The 16,632-nt window shown below is 44.9% G+C and carries 11 protein-coding genes; 8 read left to right on the forward strand and 3 right to left on the reverse strand.

Annotated elements, in window-relative coordinates:
- The first annotated feature begins 439 nt into the window (after positions 1 to 439).
- Positions 440 to 2,914, forward strand: a complete 2,475-nt coding sequence (locus tag HB679_RS16385) for a glycoside hydrolase family 95 protein (protein ID WP_214073088.1) — start codon at positions 440 to 442, stop codon at positions 2,912 to 2,914.
- Positions 2,915 to 3,116: 202 nt separating this feature from the next.
- On the opposite strand, the gene HB679_RS16390 is transcribed toward HB679_RS16385, so the two are convergent.
- Positions 3,117 to 4,670, reverse strand: coding sequence for a bifunctional response regulator/alkaline phosphatase family protein (locus tag HB679_RS16390; RefSeq protein ID WP_214073089.1), 1,554 nt, complete (start codon positions 4,668 to 4,670; stop codon positions 3,117 to 3,119).
- A 196-nt stretch (positions 4,671 to 4,866) separates the two neighbouring features.
- On the opposite strand from HB679_RS16390, the gene HB679_RS16395 reads away from it, so the two are divergent.
- The 5 genes from HB679_RS16395 to HB679_RS16415 all read left to right on the forward strand — a co-directional run bounded on the left by HB679_RS16395 (position 4,867) and on the right by HB679_RS16415 (position 10,291).
- Positions 4,867 to 6,099, forward strand: coding sequence for an HD domain-containing protein (locus tag HB679_RS16395; RefSeq protein WP_214073090.1), 1,233 nt, complete (start codon positions 4,867 to 4,869; stop codon positions 6,097 to 6,099).
- A 113-nt stretch (positions 6,100 to 6,212) separates the two neighbouring features.
- The gene (gene lpxD, locus HB679_RS16400; RefSeq protein ID WP_214073091.1) at positions 6,213 to 7,250 is read left to right on the forward strand and encodes a UDP-3-O-(3-hydroxymyristoyl)glucosamine N-acyltransferase; all 1,038 of its coding nucleotides are present in this window, start codon (positions 6,213 to 6,215) and stop codon (positions 7,248 to 7,250) included.
- Positions 7,251 to 7,334: 84 nt separating this feature from the next.
- Entirely contained in the window at positions 7,335 to 8,750 is a 1,416-nt protein-coding gene (locus HB679_RS16405) for a bifunctional UDP-3-O-[3-hydroxymyristoyl] N-acetylglucosamine deacetylase/3-hydroxyacyl-ACP dehydratase (RefSeq protein ID WP_214073092.1), read from the forward strand.
- The gene (gene lpxA, locus HB679_RS16410; protein WP_214073093.1) at positions 8,747 to 9,532 is read left to right on the forward strand and encodes an acyl-ACP--UDP-N-acetylglucosamine O-acyltransferase; all 786 of its coding nucleotides are present in this window, start codon (positions 8,747 to 8,749) and stop codon (positions 9,530 to 9,532) included. The genes HB679_RS16405 and lpxA overlap by 4 nt, the downstream gene beginning before the upstream one ends.
- A 111-nt stretch (positions 9,533 to 9,643) precedes the next feature.
- A complete protein-coding gene (locus tag HB679_RS16415; protein WP_214073094.1) occupies positions 9,644 to 10,291 on the forward strand; it encodes an ABC transporter ATP-binding protein in 648 nt (215 codons plus the stop codon).
- Between the two features lie 992 nt (positions 10,292 to 11,283).
- On the opposite strand, the gene HB679_RS16420 is transcribed toward HB679_RS16415, so the two are convergent.
- Entirely contained in the window at positions 11,284 to 12,705 is a 1,422-nt protein-coding gene (locus HB679_RS16420; RefSeq protein ID WP_214073095.1) for an oligosaccharide flippase family protein, read from the reverse strand.
- Positions 12,683 to 13,516 carry a glycosyltransferase family 2 protein gene (locus HB679_RS16425; RefSeq protein ID WP_214073096.1) on the reverse strand — a complete coding sequence of 278 codons (834 nt, stop codon included), beginning with the start codon at positions 13,514 to 13,516 and terminating at the stop codon, positions 12,683 to 12,685. Before HB679_RS16425 ends, HB679_RS16420 begins: the two co-directional genes overlap by 23 nt.
- Positions 13,517 to 14,773: 1,257 nt before the next feature.
- Here HB679_RS16425 and HB679_RS16430 point away from each other — a divergent pair.
- On the forward strand, positions 14,774 to 15,346 hold the full coding sequence (locus HB679_RS16430) for a sigma-70 family RNA polymerase sigma factor (RefSeq protein ID WP_255547637.1): 573 nt from the start codon (positions 14,774 to 14,776) through the stop codon (positions 15,344 to 15,346).
- Entirely contained in the window at positions 15,343 to 16,632 is a 1,290-nt protein-coding gene (locus HB679_RS16435) for a hypothetical protein (RefSeq protein ID WP_214073098.1), read from the forward strand. The genes HB679_RS16430 and HB679_RS16435 overlap by 4 nt, the downstream gene beginning before the upstream one ends.

The following is a 16,632-nucleotide window of genomic DNA, read 5'->3' on the forward strand; positions in this document are numbered from 1 at the left end:
CGGTGTTAATTGGTGTTATCAATGCAAAGTAGCAAATCTTTAAATAAAAGCCTTAAAAATTATGATCGGGGGATTTTACGCTGAGAATTGCTGAACGATAAAAATTGCATCAATCATATATGGTATATAAATCATTGATTTTCAATGGTAAATAATAAGTTAAAAATGTGAACAAACTGAACAACAAATCGTGTCAATATAATTTTTACCTTCAAATAACCTAAACCACATCATCGTTCAAAAACAACTACTAATGGTAGGCTGATTAGGGGGTTGGCACTACGTTTATTTAGTTTGAGTTGATTATTTAACCGGAGCAGATCATATCTGCCCCGGTTATTTTTTTTAATGATGATTCATTGCAATCGATTGCAAAAATATCGTCCATAATGATAGCTTTGGATAATATTTAATAGTTTTAATCTATTAACCAATTATCATGAACCTGAGAATAACCCTTTTGGCGCTTACGCTAACGTGCGCGGCTACCCGGCTGTTTGCACAAAAAAACGATTTAAAACTTTGGTACGACAAACCATCAGGACCCATTTGGGAGCGCGCCATGCCTATAGGCAATGGCCGGCTGGCCGGTATGGTTTATGGTAACCCGGAAAGAGAAATTATACAATTGAATGAAGCCACTTTGTGGAGCGGGGGGCCAAGCCGTAATGATGACGACCAGGCCTTATCGGTTTTAAAGGATGTGCAGCGCCTTATTTTTGAGAACAAGCGCAAAGAAGCCGCAGCCCTGGCCAGCAAAAAAATGATGACCAATAAAGATAATGGCATGTGCTACCAGCCGGTGGGCAATCTTTATCTAAACTTTCCCGGTCATGGGCAATATCAAAACTATCATCGCGAATTGGATATTTCAAAAGCCATCACTACCACCACTTATACTGTTGACGGTGTTACTTACAAACGCGAGGCCTTTGCATCTAATGCCAACCAGGTTATCGTTATGCATTTATCTGCCAGCAAGCCGGGCAGTTTAAATTTTTCGGCTGCGATGTGGAGTCCGCAGAAATCGACGGTTGTCACTAAGGGTAAAGATGAATTAATATTATCCGGCATATCGGGCAACCGCGACGGTATAAAAGGGCGGGATAAATTCCAGGCATTAGTAAGAGTTAAATTAGACGGTGGCGAAGTCTCAGCTTCAGACACATCGGTTAATATCAGTAAAGCTACATCGGCAACGCTCTTTATATCGATAGCCACCAGCTTTGTTAATTATAATGATATCAGCGCCGATGAAGCAGCGCGCGCCAATAACTATTTAGATAAGGCCTGGCCCGTACCTTATGCTACCTTATTGAGTAACCACATTGCCGCGTATCAGAAATATTTTAATCGGGTTAAGCTTGATCTGGGCAGTACCGATTCCGTAAAAAACACAACCGATAAACGCATCAATGATTTTGCCACAGGGAACGATCCGCAATTGGTAGAACTGTATTTTCAGTTTGGGCGATATTTGCTAATCTCGTCATCGCAGCCTGGTGGCCAGCCGGCTAACCTGCAAGGTATCTGGAACAAAGAGATGAGCCCGCCCTGGGGTAGTAAGTATACCATCAACATCAATACCGAAATGAATTACTGGCCGGCCGAAGAAACCAACCTGCCCGAGATGCATGAACCGTTGGTGCAAATGGTAAAAGATCTGTCGGTTACCGGGCAGCAAACCGCCAAAACCATGTACGGCGTCGGCGGCTGGATGGCGCACCACAATACCGACCTATGGCGCATTACCGGCCCGGTAGATGCTATTTACTCCGGCTTATGGCCGTCGGGGGGTGCGTGGTTAAGTACCCAGTTGTGGGACCGTTATATGTATAGCGGCGATAAAGAATACCTAAAAACGGTCTACCCTTCTTTACACGGCGCTGCTCAATTTTACCTGGAGTATTTGGTAGAAGAGCCCGAACATCATTGGCTGGTGATGGGGCCTTCTGTTTCGCCCGAAAATAACCCGGAAGCCTACGGCGGTGGTATTGCGATAGACATGGGCGTTACTATGGATAATCAATTAGCGTTCGATACTTTTAATGAGGTGATGTCGGCAGCTAAGATCCTGAATGTCGATCAGGAATTTGCGGCTAAACTTAAAGCCGCCCGCGACAGGCTGCCGCCTATGCAGATAGGCCAATACAGCCAATTACAGGAATGGTTGCATGACCTGGACAGCCCGAAGGATCATAACCGGCACGTATCGCACTTATATGGCTTGTATCCAAGTAACCAGATCTCGCCTTACCGTACACCTGAGTTGTTTGATGCCGCACGTACCTCGCTCATCTATCGTACCGACGTGTCAACCGGCTGGTCTATGGGATGGAAGGTTAATTTATGGGCCAGGTTGCTGGATGGTAATCATGCTTTTAAACTCATTCAAAATCAGCTGACTCCAACCGGTAAAAATCATGGCAGCTCGAATAATGGTGGCGGTACCTATCCTAATATGTTTGATGCGCACCCGCCATTTCAGATAGACGGCAACTTTGGCTGCACAGCAGGTATCAGCGAAATGTTGATGCAAAGTGCCGATGGTGCGCTTAACTTATTACCCGCCCTGCCCGATGCCTGGCCAACCGGCAGCATCAGCGGGTTGCGTGCACGCGGCGGCTTCGAGATCGTAAGCATGAAATGGAAAAATGGTAAACTGAGCGAGGTGAAAATCAAATCGACTTTAGGTGGTAATTGCCGATTGCGTGTGCCAAATAGCGTTAAACTATTAGGCGGTATCATAAAAACTGCAAAAGGCGCAAACAATAACTTCTTCTATCAAAATGCAGAAACTGCCAAACCTATCATATCAGAAAAAGCGCAGCTAAAACCTAAGGGTGAAAAGCCAACCTTATTGTATGATTTTAATACGGTGGCGGGTAAAGAATACACGATTGTGGGATTATAGAGATTTTTAGGATTTACCACAGGAGACGCAAAATATTGCGTCTCTACATAAATTCACGAAACGTAGAGACGCAATATTTTGCGTCTCCCGCTGACAGGTAACCGATTTGTTATCCAATAAAAAAGGCGCTCATGAATCACAAGCGTCTTTAAATAATTTCTAAACTCTTTCCGCCCGATAGCTATCGGGACTCTAAAATCGCCTATTTAGGTCCATAGGTAACTATCGGGATGATCACTTCTTCTAATGAGATACCACCGTGCTGGAATGTCTCATTATAAAAATTCACAAAGTGATTGTAATTGTTCGGGTATACAAAGTAGGTATCCTCTTTAGCAAACACAAAGCTTGAGCTAACATGCAGCTTAGGCAGCATAGCATCATGCGGGTTGCGGATATGGAATACATCTTTTGGATTAAAGTTTAAATTACGGCCCTGTTTGTAGCGCAGGTTGGTGTTGGTATTACGGTCGCCAATGATCTTGCTCGGTTTTTTTACGCGGATGGTGCCGTGGTCGGTAGTAATGATCACGCGTGCTTGTTTACTACCTAAAAACTTGATCAGCTCCAATAAAGGAGAGTGCTCAAACCATGATAGTGTTAATGAGCGGTAAGCGGCATCATCACTTGCCAATTCTCGGATCATCTGCATATCTGTACGGGCATGCGATAGCATATCCACAAAGTTATATACCACTACGTTCAGATCGTTTTTCATTAAATTATTCACCGAATCATTCAATGCACGGCCCTCATCGATATTTAATATTTTATGGTAAGAGTGCTTGCAATCTTTACGATAAACACGGCTGATCTGGTCGGTAATAAAATTAGACTCGAAGAGGTTCTTGCCACCTTCGTCTTCGTCGTTCTGCCACATTTCAGGGTAACGCTTCTCCATTTCTGTCGGCATCAGGCCCGAGAAGATGGCGTTACGCGCATATTGCGTCGCGGTAGGCAAAATGCTATAATAAGTATCCTCTTCCTCCAGTTTCAAATATTGAGAGATAATAGGGTTGATGATCTTAAACTGATCGTAACGCAAATTATCAATCAAAATAAAAAATGTAGGCATATTGCCTTCCAGCTTAGGAAAAACCTTCTTTTTAAATAACTGCGGCGAGCTGGTTGGCGCGTCGTCAGGGTTTTTGATCCAGCTCAGGTAATTTCTTTCCACAAACTTGCAGAACTGGGTGTTGGCCTCTGCTTTTTGTAAAGTTAAAATCTCATGCATACCGGCATCTTCTAACTGCTGCAACTCAAGCTCCCAGTAAATCAGTTTTTTGTATACATCAACCCATTCTACATGGCTTAGGTTATCGTTTAACGTAATACCCAAAGTCCTGAAATCCTGCTGATAAGCCATAGTGGTTTTTTCGGTCACCAGGCGCTTGTTTTCAGTCAGCTTTTTTATGGTCGATAAGATCTGTTTCGGGTGAACCGGTTTGATCAGGTAATCGCCGATTTTAGAGCCGATAGCATCCTCCATCAGGTATTCTTCCTCGTTCTTGGTTATCATTACAATCGGCACATCGTTATTGATATTCTTGATCTGCGCCAGTGTTTCAATACCGGTTAAGCCAGGCATATTCTCGTCTAGAAAAACCAGATCGAAGTAGTTATTTTTAAAAGATTCTACAGCGTCGTTGCCGTTGGTTACAGTAGTTACTTTGTAGCCTTTTTCGTTTAAGAAAAGTATATGGGGTTTTAACAGGTCAATTTCATCATCAGCCCACAATATGTTCGTATCCTGCATAGTATTTTTATAATATTCGGTAAATAAATGTCGTTCAGTAATTCAGGCTGTTAAGCTTAAGATAGACCAAACATAGGCATATAACCCTTAAGCCCGATATTTGTTACACTTTATGGCACAGTATTAACAAAAATTAACAATTGGGTAGTGCAACCTATGTCATAATTTATGACTTTTGCAGCGTATACATTCTACATTGAATAAAAAGAAAATTATAAACGACCCGGTTTACGGATTCATCAGCATCCCTACCGAGTTGGTGTTTGATTTGATTGAACACCCTTACTTTCAGCGTTTACGCTACATTAAACAGCTGGGCATGACCCACCTGGTGTATCCCGGTGCGCTGCATACGCGTTTCCATCATGCCTTGGGTGCCATGCACCTGATGAAGATGACCATAGAAACCCTGCGCGCAAAAGATCATGAGATCACCACTGAGGAAGAAGAAGCCGTAACCATAGCTATTTTATTGCACGATATTGGCCATGGCCCATTCTCGCACGCGCTGGAGCATACTATAGTTAAAGGTGTATCGCACGAGGATATTTCTATCCTGCTGATGAATAAGCTGAATGAAGAATTTGGCGGACAGTTAACTACAGCCATCAGTATATTTAAAGGAACATATCATAAAAAATTTCTGCATGAATTAGTATCCAGTCAGCTGGATATGGACCGGTTGGATTATCTTAATCGTGATAGTTTCTTTACCGGCGTATCAGAAGGTGTGGTAAGTTATGACCGCATCATCAAAATGCTGAATGTGAGAAACGATCATATCGTTATAGAGGAAAAAGGCATCTATTCGGTTGAGAAATTTATCATAGCCCGCAGGCTGATGTACTGGCAGGTATATCTGCATAAAACCGTCATTGCGGCCGAGCAGCTACTGGTCAAGATCCTGGAGCGTGCGCGCCAATTGGTTTTAAATGGCGAAAAGCTTTTTGCCACTCCGTCGCTGGGTCATTTTTTAAGCAGGACACTTACACGCGAGGAATTTATTAAAGACGGCCATCTGGAAATATTTACGCATCTGGATGATACTGATATCTTGTCGGCTGTAAAGGTTTGGGCATCAAGCAATGACTTTGTATTAGCCATGCTGTGCAACAATTTTGTACACCGCAAGTTATTTCAGGTAGAGATAACCAATAAGCCGGCCGACGGTAAAGTAGTTGAAGAGCTGGGTAAAAAGGCGATGGCCAAATATGGCATTACTGCCGATAAGATAGGTTATTTTGTATTTACCGATTCGATAAAAAACAATGCTTACCGGGCTGGTAATGGCAATATAGGTGTGCTGATGAAAGACGGCAGTGTGAATGATATAGCTACCGCCAGCGATTACTCAAACCTGGAAGCCTTAACCAAAACCGTTAAGAAACATATACTTTGTTACAGTAAAGAGTTGGGGTTTAGTGATTAGAGGCTGACGGTTAGCTATTAGTTAATCGCCTTATAAACAGCGCCAAACAACTAATCTCTAATTAACTAAGCTCTAATCACTAATAATAATATTTTAACATTAAATTTGCGCCAATGCAATTTACGGCACAGCAAATAGCTTCATTACTAAACGGAACCGTTGAGGGCGACGAGTCGGCAGCGGTTAGTACATTAGCCAAGATCGAGGAAGCGGGCGCAGGTTCGCTGTCTTTTTTAGCTAATCCAAAGTATGAACAGTATTTATATACCACCAATGCTTCGATTGTTATTGTCAATAACAGCCAGGTACTTTCAGGCGCAGTTAAAGCCACTTTAATACGTGTTGAAGACGCGTATGGTGCTTTCTCGGTACTGTTAGAAGCGTACAATACCATTAAGTTAGATAAAAGCGGCATCGAGCAGCCATCGTTTATTCACCCTACCGCCCAAATTGGCGAGGGTGTTTACATTGGCGCCTTTGCTTACATAGGCCCCGGCGTAAAAGTTGGCGACAAAAGCAAGATCTATCCTAACAGTTATATAGGCGACAATGCTGCCCTGGGTAAAAATGTTACCCTGTTTGCGGGGGTAAAAGTATACTTCGATTGTGTTTTGGGCGATAACGTAACGGTGCACTCGGGCGCGGTGATCGGCAGCGATGGCTTCGGCTTTGCGCCAACAGCCGATGGTAGCTACAAAAAGATAGCCCAGATAGGTAATGTTGTTTTAGAGGATGATGTTGAAGTTGGTTCAAATACAACTATCGATCGGGCCACTATGGGGTCGACCATCATTCGCAAAGGTGCTAAGATCGACAACCTGGTGCAGATAGCCCACAACGTTGAAGTAGGCAGCAATACCGTAATTGCCGGACAGGCGGGCGTATCTGGCAGTACCAAAATAGGCGAGCGTGTAATGGTTGGCGGGCAAGTTGGTATTTCGGGGCATTTAACTATTGCTAACGGAACGCAGCTTTCGGCACAAACCGGCATTAACAGCTCTATTAAAGAAGAAGGCAAAGCCTGGGGTGGCAGCCCTTATATGCCATATAAAGATTATTTGCGTTCTTACTCCAAATTAAAGCAATTGCCAGATTTGGATAAGAAGGTTTACGATCTGGAAAAAATCATCAAAGAATTAAAGAATGGCTAATTAGTCACTCGTTATTAGTTAATTAGATTAACGAACTGTTAACTACTAATGATTACTGACCAATGACCAATGACAAAAGAATAAATGAATATTAAACAAAGAACTATCAAGGCGCCCGTATCTGTTTCCGGTTCGGGTTTGCATACCGGCGAGAAGGTTATCATGACCTTTAACCCGGCGCCCGAAAATCATGGTTATAAATTCAGACGGGTTGACGTAGCCGGCATGCCTATTATTGATGCCGACGTAGATAACGTTACCGACACATCCCGCGGTACTACTATTTCGCAAAACGGCGCCAGTGTAAGCACTATTGAGCATGTTTTGGCGGCCCTGGTTGGTTTAGAGATAGACAACGTGCTGATTGACATGGACGGCCCCGAAACACCGATCATGGATGGCAGCTCGATACAATTTGTTGAAGCATTAAGAGAAGCAGGCTTTTTGGAACAGGAAGCCGATCGTGAATATTACCATATCCCTTATAATATCCATTACTCAGAACCCGATCGTAAGGTGGAAATGGTGGCTATGCCATTGGATGACGATTATCGCTTTACCTGTATGGTTGACTACAACTCGCAGGTTTTGGGTAGCCAGCATGCCAGTATCTCATCAATCACAGAGTTTGTAGATAACATAGCCTCTTGCCGTACCTTCTGCTTCCTGCATGAGTTGGAAATGCTGTTAAAGCATGACCTGATTAAAGGCGGCGACTTAAACAACGCCATTGTTGTGGTTGATAAAAATGTAGACGAAGAAGAGCTGAGCCACCTGGCCAAGCTGTTTAATCGTAAGGATATTAAAGTTGCCCCTGCGGGGATTTTAAATAATATTGAGCTGCGCCATCAAAACGAGCCTGCACGTCATAAATTATTAGATATGATTGGCGATTTGGCTTTAGTTGGTGTACCGCTGCGCGGCCATATCATGGCAGCCAGACCGGGCCATGCGGCCAACGTAGCTTTTGCAAAAAAGATAAAAACGCTGATCAAAAAAGAGCGCAGCCGCAAGCATTTTAAGGTGTACGACCCAACCATGAAGCCGGTTTACGATACCGAGCAGATCATGGCAATATTGCCGCACCGCTATCCAATGCTCATGATCGATAAGATCCTGGAACTGACTAAAAGCCATGTTGTTGGGTTAAAGAATGTAACTATGAACGAAGGTATTTTCCAGGGACATTTCCCGGGCACACCTTTATTCCCGGGCGTATTGCAAATAGAGGCTATGGCGCAAACAGGAGGCATATTGGTATTAAATACCGTGCCCGATCCTGAAAATTATATTACCCTGTTCTTAAAAATTGAAAATGCCCGCTTTAAAGATAAAGTTGTACCGGGCGATACTATTATATTCCACTGTAATTTAATTGCACCTATCCGTCGTGGTATAGCGCAGATGAAAGGTGTGGGTATGGTAGGTGAGCGGATTGTTGTTGAGGCCGAGCTGATGGCACAAATTGTTAAAAAACAAACCAAAACCGAAGAAGCATGATCCAGCCTTTAGCATATATACATCCGCAGGCCAAAATAGCCGATAACGTAACGATTGAACCCTTTGTAACCATACACAAAGACGTTGAGATTGGCGAGGGCACCTGGATAGGCTCGAACTCGGTGATCATGGATGGCGCGCGCATTGGCAAAAACTGCCGTATTTTCCCGGGCGCTGTGGTGTCTGCACCACCGCAGGATTTGAAATACAAAGGCGAACCAAGCACCGTAACCATTGGCGATAATACCGTTATCCGCGAATGCGTAACGCTTAACCGCGGTACCGCTTTAGATAAAAATACCACTACTATCGGCAGCAATTGCTTGCTAATGGCCTACGTACACGTAGCGCATGATTGTGTAATAGGCGACAACGTAATTGTTGCTAACTCGGTGCAATTGGCAGGCCACATTAATGTATATGAGTTTGCCTTTATTGGCGGCGGATCATTAGTGCACCAGTTTGTTGAAATTGGCGCGCATAGCATGATCTCGGGTGGATCGCTGGTTCGTAAAGACGTACCGCCATATACCAAGGCTGGCCGTGAGCCGGTTTCTTATATCGGTATCAATTCGGTAGGCTTACGCCGCCGTGGTTTTTCAAACGAAAAAATTGCTGAGATACAGGAAATTTACCGGGTTATTTTCCTGAAAAAATACAATATCACCAAAGCACTCGACATGATTGATGCCGAGTTTAACCCAACTGTGGAACGCGACGAGATCATCAACTTTGTACAGAACTCGCAACGTGGCATCATGAAGGGGTTTGGGAATAGTTAACACCACACAATGTCATGCTGAATTTATTTCAGCATCCCACTTGCTAAGTATCCGCCTGTCCTGTGGGATGCCGAAACAAGTTCGGCATGACGTAACTTTTTAATAATCACCATGCAAATCACCCTCCAAAACGTTGGCCGCCGTTTTAACCGCGACTGGATATTCAGGGGGATTGATTATACATTTAGCCAAGGCGAAACTTACGCTGTACTTGGATCGAATGGGTCCGGAAAATCAACTTTATTGGCTGTTTTAAATGGCAGCCTCGCACCATCTGTCGGTGAGATTAACTTTACTAACGGCGGTTCTGTGGTAGAAATCGGTGAGGTGTTTAATTACCTGAGCCTTGCTGCCCCATACCTTGAACTGATAGAAGAGTTTTCGTTAAGCGAGATGATTGACTTCCATTTCAAGTTTAAAGCTTATAAGCCCGGGGTAGATAAAGCTGCTATTATAGAATTGCTTAATTTGCCGGGTAATACTAATAAACTCATTAAATATTTTTCGTCGGGTATGAAACAGCGGCTTAAGCTGGCGCTGGCTTTTTGTGCCGATACGCCTATCCTGATGTTGGATGAGCCTACCTCAAACCTTGACGCGCAGGGTGTAGAATGGTATTTGAGTTTAGTACAGCAATTTGCTGTCGGGCGTCTGACGATTATCTGTTCCAACCAGGAGCATGAGTATAGCTTTTGCCAGCATCAGCTAGATATTACAGATTATAAAAAGCCCATTTCCACCACGTCATTGCGAGCGTAGCGTGGCAATCTCTACACGATAGGCGGCCGCTTTGCCGGAGATCGTCACGCTCGTTCCTCGCTCACGATGACGTGACGGGTAGTGAACGGGTGCCTCAAGCTCGCCCATTTCCACCACGTCATTGCGAGCGTAGCGTGGCAATCTCTACACGATAGGTAGCCGCTTTGCCGGAGATCGTCACGCTCGTTCCTCGCTCACGATGACGTGACGGGTAGTGAACGGGTGCCTCAAGCTCGCCCATTTCCACCACGTCATTGCGAGCGTAGCGTGGCAATCTCTACACGATAGGTAGCCGCTTTGCCGGAGATCGTCACGCTCGTTCCTCGCTCACGATGACGTGACGGGTAGTGAACGGGTGCCTCAAGCTCGCCCATTTCCACCACGTCATTGCGAGCGTAGCGTGGCAATCTCTACACGATAGGTAGCCGCTTTGCCGGAGATCGTCACGCTCGTTCCTCGCTCACGATGACGTGACGGGTAGTGAACGGGTGCCTCAAGCTCGCCCATTTCCACCACGTCATTGCGAGCGTAGCGTGGCAATCTCTACACGATAGGCATCCGCTTTGCCGGAGATCGTCACGCTCGTTCCTCGCTCACGATGACGTGACGGGTAGTGAACGGGTGCCTCAAGCTCGCCCATTTCCACCACGTCATTGCGAGCGTAGCGTGGCAATCTCTACACGATAGGCATCCGCTTTGCCGGAGATCGTCACGCTCGTTCCTCGCTCACGATGACGTGACGGGTAGTGAACGGGTGCCTCAAGCTCGCCCATTTCCACCACGTCATTGCGAGCGTAGCGTGGCAATCTCTACACGATAGGCATCCGCTTTGCCGGAGATCGTCACGCTCGTTCCTCGCTCACGATGACGTGACGGGTAGTGAACGGGTGCCTCAAGCTCGCCCATTTCCACCACGTCATTGCGAGCGTAGCGTGGCAATCTCTACACGATAGACATCCGCTTTGCCGGAGATCGTCACGCTCGTTCCTCGCTCACGATGACGTGTATGGTGATAATAAATCTCTCAAGGAATCTTGCTTGATCTGGCCGGTGATGAGCAACAACACGCCGTAACATCCTATCGATACCGGTATCGCCAACCAATTGTAATTCAAGAAAATGTGCGTTAGTCCCCCGGCAACAACTGTGCACGTAGTGCAAATTACTGTAGGCAACCATACCCGGCTCAAATCTGCAACCTCATTTTTGGCTAAGTAGTAAATCACTTGCGCGACACACGCCAGCAGAAAAGCAACCGCAGCGCCTTCATTTTGATAAAGCGGAATCAGTATAACATCCCCGGCAACATTCACGGCCAGCGTCAGGATAAAAGCATGGAGGATCATTTTCAATCTGCCCTGCGCGAAAAACATCGTCCACAAAAAATTCTCCAAATACAAAAGCGGTAAGCATAAAGACAGGAAGAAAACCACATGAGCATTTACCGCTCCGTATTTGCCATGGGTTATCCAATCAACCACCGGGCTCCAGCAAATATTAATGAGCAATACTGACAAACCGGCTATGATGGCTTCTGTACCGATCAGTAATTTCAACCCGCCAATATTCAGATCTCCTCCCTTAACCATTTTAGTAAATCGTGGGATAAGTAATGGCGCAATGGCCGACAGCGGCAGCAAAGCAATCTCAAATACTTTATAAGCAAAACTATATTCAGCCAGCTTAGCAGCCGACAGCATAAAGCCAATAAAGATCCAATCAAACCGCGCGAGTGATGAGGTGATGATCACCACGCCAATTTGCGGCAGGGCCTCTTTTACCAGGCTAAAGTAAGCCGGTTTATTCCATTTCAATTTTATGTCGATGCCTGCCGAGCGTTTAAATAAAATCAGCCCGATCAAAAACTCTAATACATCGCCGGCAATAAAAACGATGACAATGGTGGTCAAATCAAATCGATGTAATACAAAACAAATCAGTAATAGTGCACATCGTACAAAATTAGAGATTACCGACAGCCAGGCCATCAGCTTAAACAATTCCAGTCCGTTAGCGGCTTGCTTGTACGGTGTCGAGAAATAGATCATTAACTTGCCGATACCAATCAGTAATAGCAGCTTATAAACCGCAGGCACATCAGGAAACAATGCATAGCCTATCAGTAGCAATCCGTAAAACAGCAAGCCGGTTATAATGGTGTGGATGATATAAAGGGAAAGGGCAGCTTGCCGGTCGTCATCGGCAGCGATTTTTTTGACGATGAGTTGGTCGATCCCGCAGGAAAGAATATTGAAAGCTGCCAGCAGTATGGCCAGCGCCAGGTTTAATTTGCCAAAGCTATCTTTGCTTAAACCGGTTGAAAGCACATAAAAAATAACCAGCCCGAAAACATTGTTAGCCACCAAAGCCGCAGCATTGGCCGAGAAATTTTTAAGATGGCCGGGTTTCGACATGTGCTATCGATGGTTTATATTCTGCCGCTAATTCGGGTTTTACGCTTTTCGTTTTCTTTAGCTCGTTTTCCAGCCGAAGCAGGTAGTGATATTTTAGCCACTTGTTTTTATAAGTAATGCGTGCAATGTCCAGCCCCTCCTTGCCGTCTAAAAAACCACCGTATAAAACGTAAGCCTTAATAAAGCTAAATATAGGCGATAGATACAGATTTACCACATTTGCCTTTTTGCCTGCGTTCAAATACTTTTCGGCACTCAGCCGTGCATAGTATAGTGCTTTAGCATTACACTCGCCGCGATCTTTGACCGAGTAATGGTGCATGTGGCCATCCAGGCGCTGCATCTGGCTGCCATCGGGTATTAATAAAGTTTCGTGAACGTTTGACTCGGACCATTTAACCCGTGTACGGTTAAACAAGCGGATATGATGATCGCGTCCCCAGGCACCATAACGGATCAGCTTTTTGCCGAAGTATGATTTAAAACGAATATCATAAACCATGGTTGGGTCGTCCAGTTTAAGACTATGGAGGGATAGTACCAGTTCTAAATCGGCAATTTCATCAGCATCAACACTTAAAACCCAATCGTATTTAGCCAGCTCAATACCTTTATTTTTATTAGCGCCATAGCCATCCCAGGGGCGCTGATATAGTCGACACCCCTGATTAATCGCAACGCTGCAGGTTTCGTCTGTGCTGTAATTATCTATGATAATTATATCATCGGTAATCAGTTTTGCAGCTGCAATACACTCTGTTATTGCTTCCGCTTCATTTTTGGTTATAATAACTACCGATAATGGGATCATCCTGATTGTAATTTATACGCGTTTAACACGAGTTGATTGATAGAAACACGAGCCCGGTTAACAAAAGGTTGCCTATACCCGTAAAAATTACAAAGTAGGGGGCGTCTCAATTTTCCATCACGTCATCGTGAGCGAGGTACGAGCGTGACGATCCCGGTATCGCTTTGCTAGCTTGGCGCTCGTATAGCGCTCAATTGCCGCTAAGGCTGTTAGTTTTTCGCGAGTCGTTTATTTTTTTAAGGTACTCAAGAAGGCTACGCCGTTTTGGCTTGATCCAAAAGTAACCAAAAGATCAAGTCAGGACAATCGCTTCCACTACACAGGCCAGACTCCCGGCCGCGCGCCCTGACCGGCCATTACCCGCATTTTTGATTTGCATGTTGTTTAGCAGTATTTATAATGTGTGCAGCATCCGTCAGACGCAGAGCTTCGGGTGAAAGCGGGTAAAACAATGGTGGCCTTGTGCGGCAACAGGCCTCTGCCCAGGTTTTACCCGATTTGCAGGGCAAAGGCCCAGAGCGCAAAGAAGCATTGCGGGTGACTTGATTTTTTGTTACTTTTTCATTAAGGAAAAAGTAATGGGCCTTAGCGGCCAAGAGCGCTATGCGAGCGATAAGTAACCAAGCGATCCGGAGATCGTCACGCTCGTACCTCGCTCACGATGACGTGGTGGGGAGGTGGTTAGTAAACAAACCCGCTCAGTTGAGAGATCGTCACGCTCGTACCTCGCTCACGATGACGTGGTGGTGAGTTGGTTAGTAAGCAAACCCGCTCAGTTGAGAGATCGTCACGCTCGTACCTCGCTCACGATGACGTGGTGGGGAGGTGGTTTAGTAAGCAAACCTGCTCAGTTGAGAGATCGTCACGCTCGTACCTCGCTCACGATGACGTAGTGGGGAGGTGGTTTAGTAAACAGACCTGCTCAGTTGAGAGATCGTCACGCTCGTACCTTGCTCACGATGACGTAATGGGGAGTTGCTTTAGTAAACAAACCTGCTCAGTTAAGAGATCGTCGCATTGGTACCTCGCTCACGATGACGCCTGGGTTAAAACATCGATTTCATTTTAATAAGCTGTCATTCTTGTTTTTTTTAATTAAATTTATTTATCAGGGCAACCTTTCACTTATTATTAACGTGATGCTAGTAATTAACGGATGATACACACCACCGCAACGATTTAATAACCCATATGGGCGAAGAAGAGTTACATCAACTGATAAGAGGCTGTTTAAAACAGGATAGGAAATGTCAGAAAATGCTGTACAAAGCATTCTATGGCTTCTCTATGGCTATCTGTTTGCGCTATGCCGGCGATAGGGATGAGGCTGCGGAGGTGATGAATCAGGGATTTCTGAAGGTTTTTACTAAGATAGAATCGTACGACACATCAAGGCCATTTAAAGCCTGGCTGGGTCGTATTATGACCAATGTGTCAATTGACTATTATCGTGCAAACCTGAAGATGGCTTATACCGAAGATTTGGATCAGGCCGAGCACGTATATGATGCCAGTGTAGCTACAGACAATAATTTAAATTATGCCGATCTGTTGGCAATGGTACAAAGGTTGCCGCAAGGCTATCGCACCGTGTTTAACTTGTTTGCGATAGACGGCTACTCGCACGAGGAAATTGCCGAAATGCTGAACATCAACATCGGTACATCAAAATCAAATCTTTTTAAAGCCAGGCAAAAATTAAAGCAAATGATCCTGGATGCTGATTCATCCAGCAATTATTTAAACGGCGTAAGTTTTACACCGGTGGTGGCCATTAATGCGGCCAGCGTTTCACCGGGTTTTTATAATAACAAAGGTATTAGAGAATGAAAAAGGAAAAGGGCATAGATGATATCTTCAAACATGGCCTCGGAGAGCCGGCAGACGAGCCGTCTTTCAGAGAAAGTGATTGGGATAACCTCGATAACATGCTTGACAAGGAAAGGCGGGGTGGAAGGATTTTTTGGCTGCCTATTTTAGGCAGTGTTGCAGCAGTGTTGCTTGCATTTTTTGGCTGGTGGCTGTTTAAGCCGCAAGCCGGCAACACCGTGCAAAACACACAACAGGTCGCTATTAATAAAACAACAAAAATACAAGCGGCTGCAAACGCAGCACAGCAGCAACAAATAGCGGCCACCGGCCAACCTCGCAAAAGCACAGCACAAAATGTTAAATCTGCTAACACAACAGCTATTGAAAAAACTACTACGCAACAAACTAAAGTACAGCCGCAATATTTAGCAGGCATTAGCCACGCAGATAATGCAAATTCAAATAAACAACCTGTTACAGGTAAAAAGCAACTTTTAAACTTGCCTGATTTGGGCAGTTATAAAAACGTTGCTGATACGGTGAGACCTTACGAAGTTTTAGCAGCAGTTAGCAGCAACGCCGTAATTATTGATACTGCCAGGCCAACTACCCCGGCTTTAGCAGATCAGCCTAAAACGGGGATTAATACTTTAGCGGTGGCCTCACCTAAGCAAATTAAGAAGCCTGTGATGAGCAGCGCCTTCAGGCCGCAATACTCGGTAAGTGTGCTGGCAGCTTCTGAGGTTAATGGCGTGGGTTCATTCCAGTCTACCAGTGCAGGTACCAACATAGGTTTGTTGTTTACGGCGGGAGTTAAGAAGTTTAGCCTGAGCAGCGGCGCCACTTACTCTACCAAACCCTATAGTTTGCCTTTTAGCGATTACCATACCGCTTATCAGTTTAAAAACAATCCCCAATATGTAACTGCAGACTGCCGGGTGTTGGATATTCCGATAAATGTGGGTTATCAGTTGTATAACAAATCAAGTAATAAGATTACGGTAGCTACCGGTATATCGTCATACATTATGCTGCACGAAAGCTATACGTATGATTATGGTAATACATCAACCCTGTATGGGCCATCTTATTACGCGGTTAAAGGGAAAGGTAAATATTTCTTCAGCATCGCCAACTTGCAGGCAAGTTATGAACGAAAAGTCAACTCAAGCATGGGCCTGAGTTTGACACCTTACTTAAAATTACCACTGTCAGACATTGGTTACAGCCAGGTCAGGGTGCAAACCTTCGGTGTCGCAGTAGGGCTTAACTGGAACATAAATTCGCTAACAAAACCTAAGTAA

It is taken from the genome of Mucilaginibacter sp. dw_454 (assembly GCF_018449775.1).
GTDB lineage: Bacteria > Bacteroidota > Bacteroidia > Sphingobacteriales > Sphingobacteriaceae > Mucilaginibacter.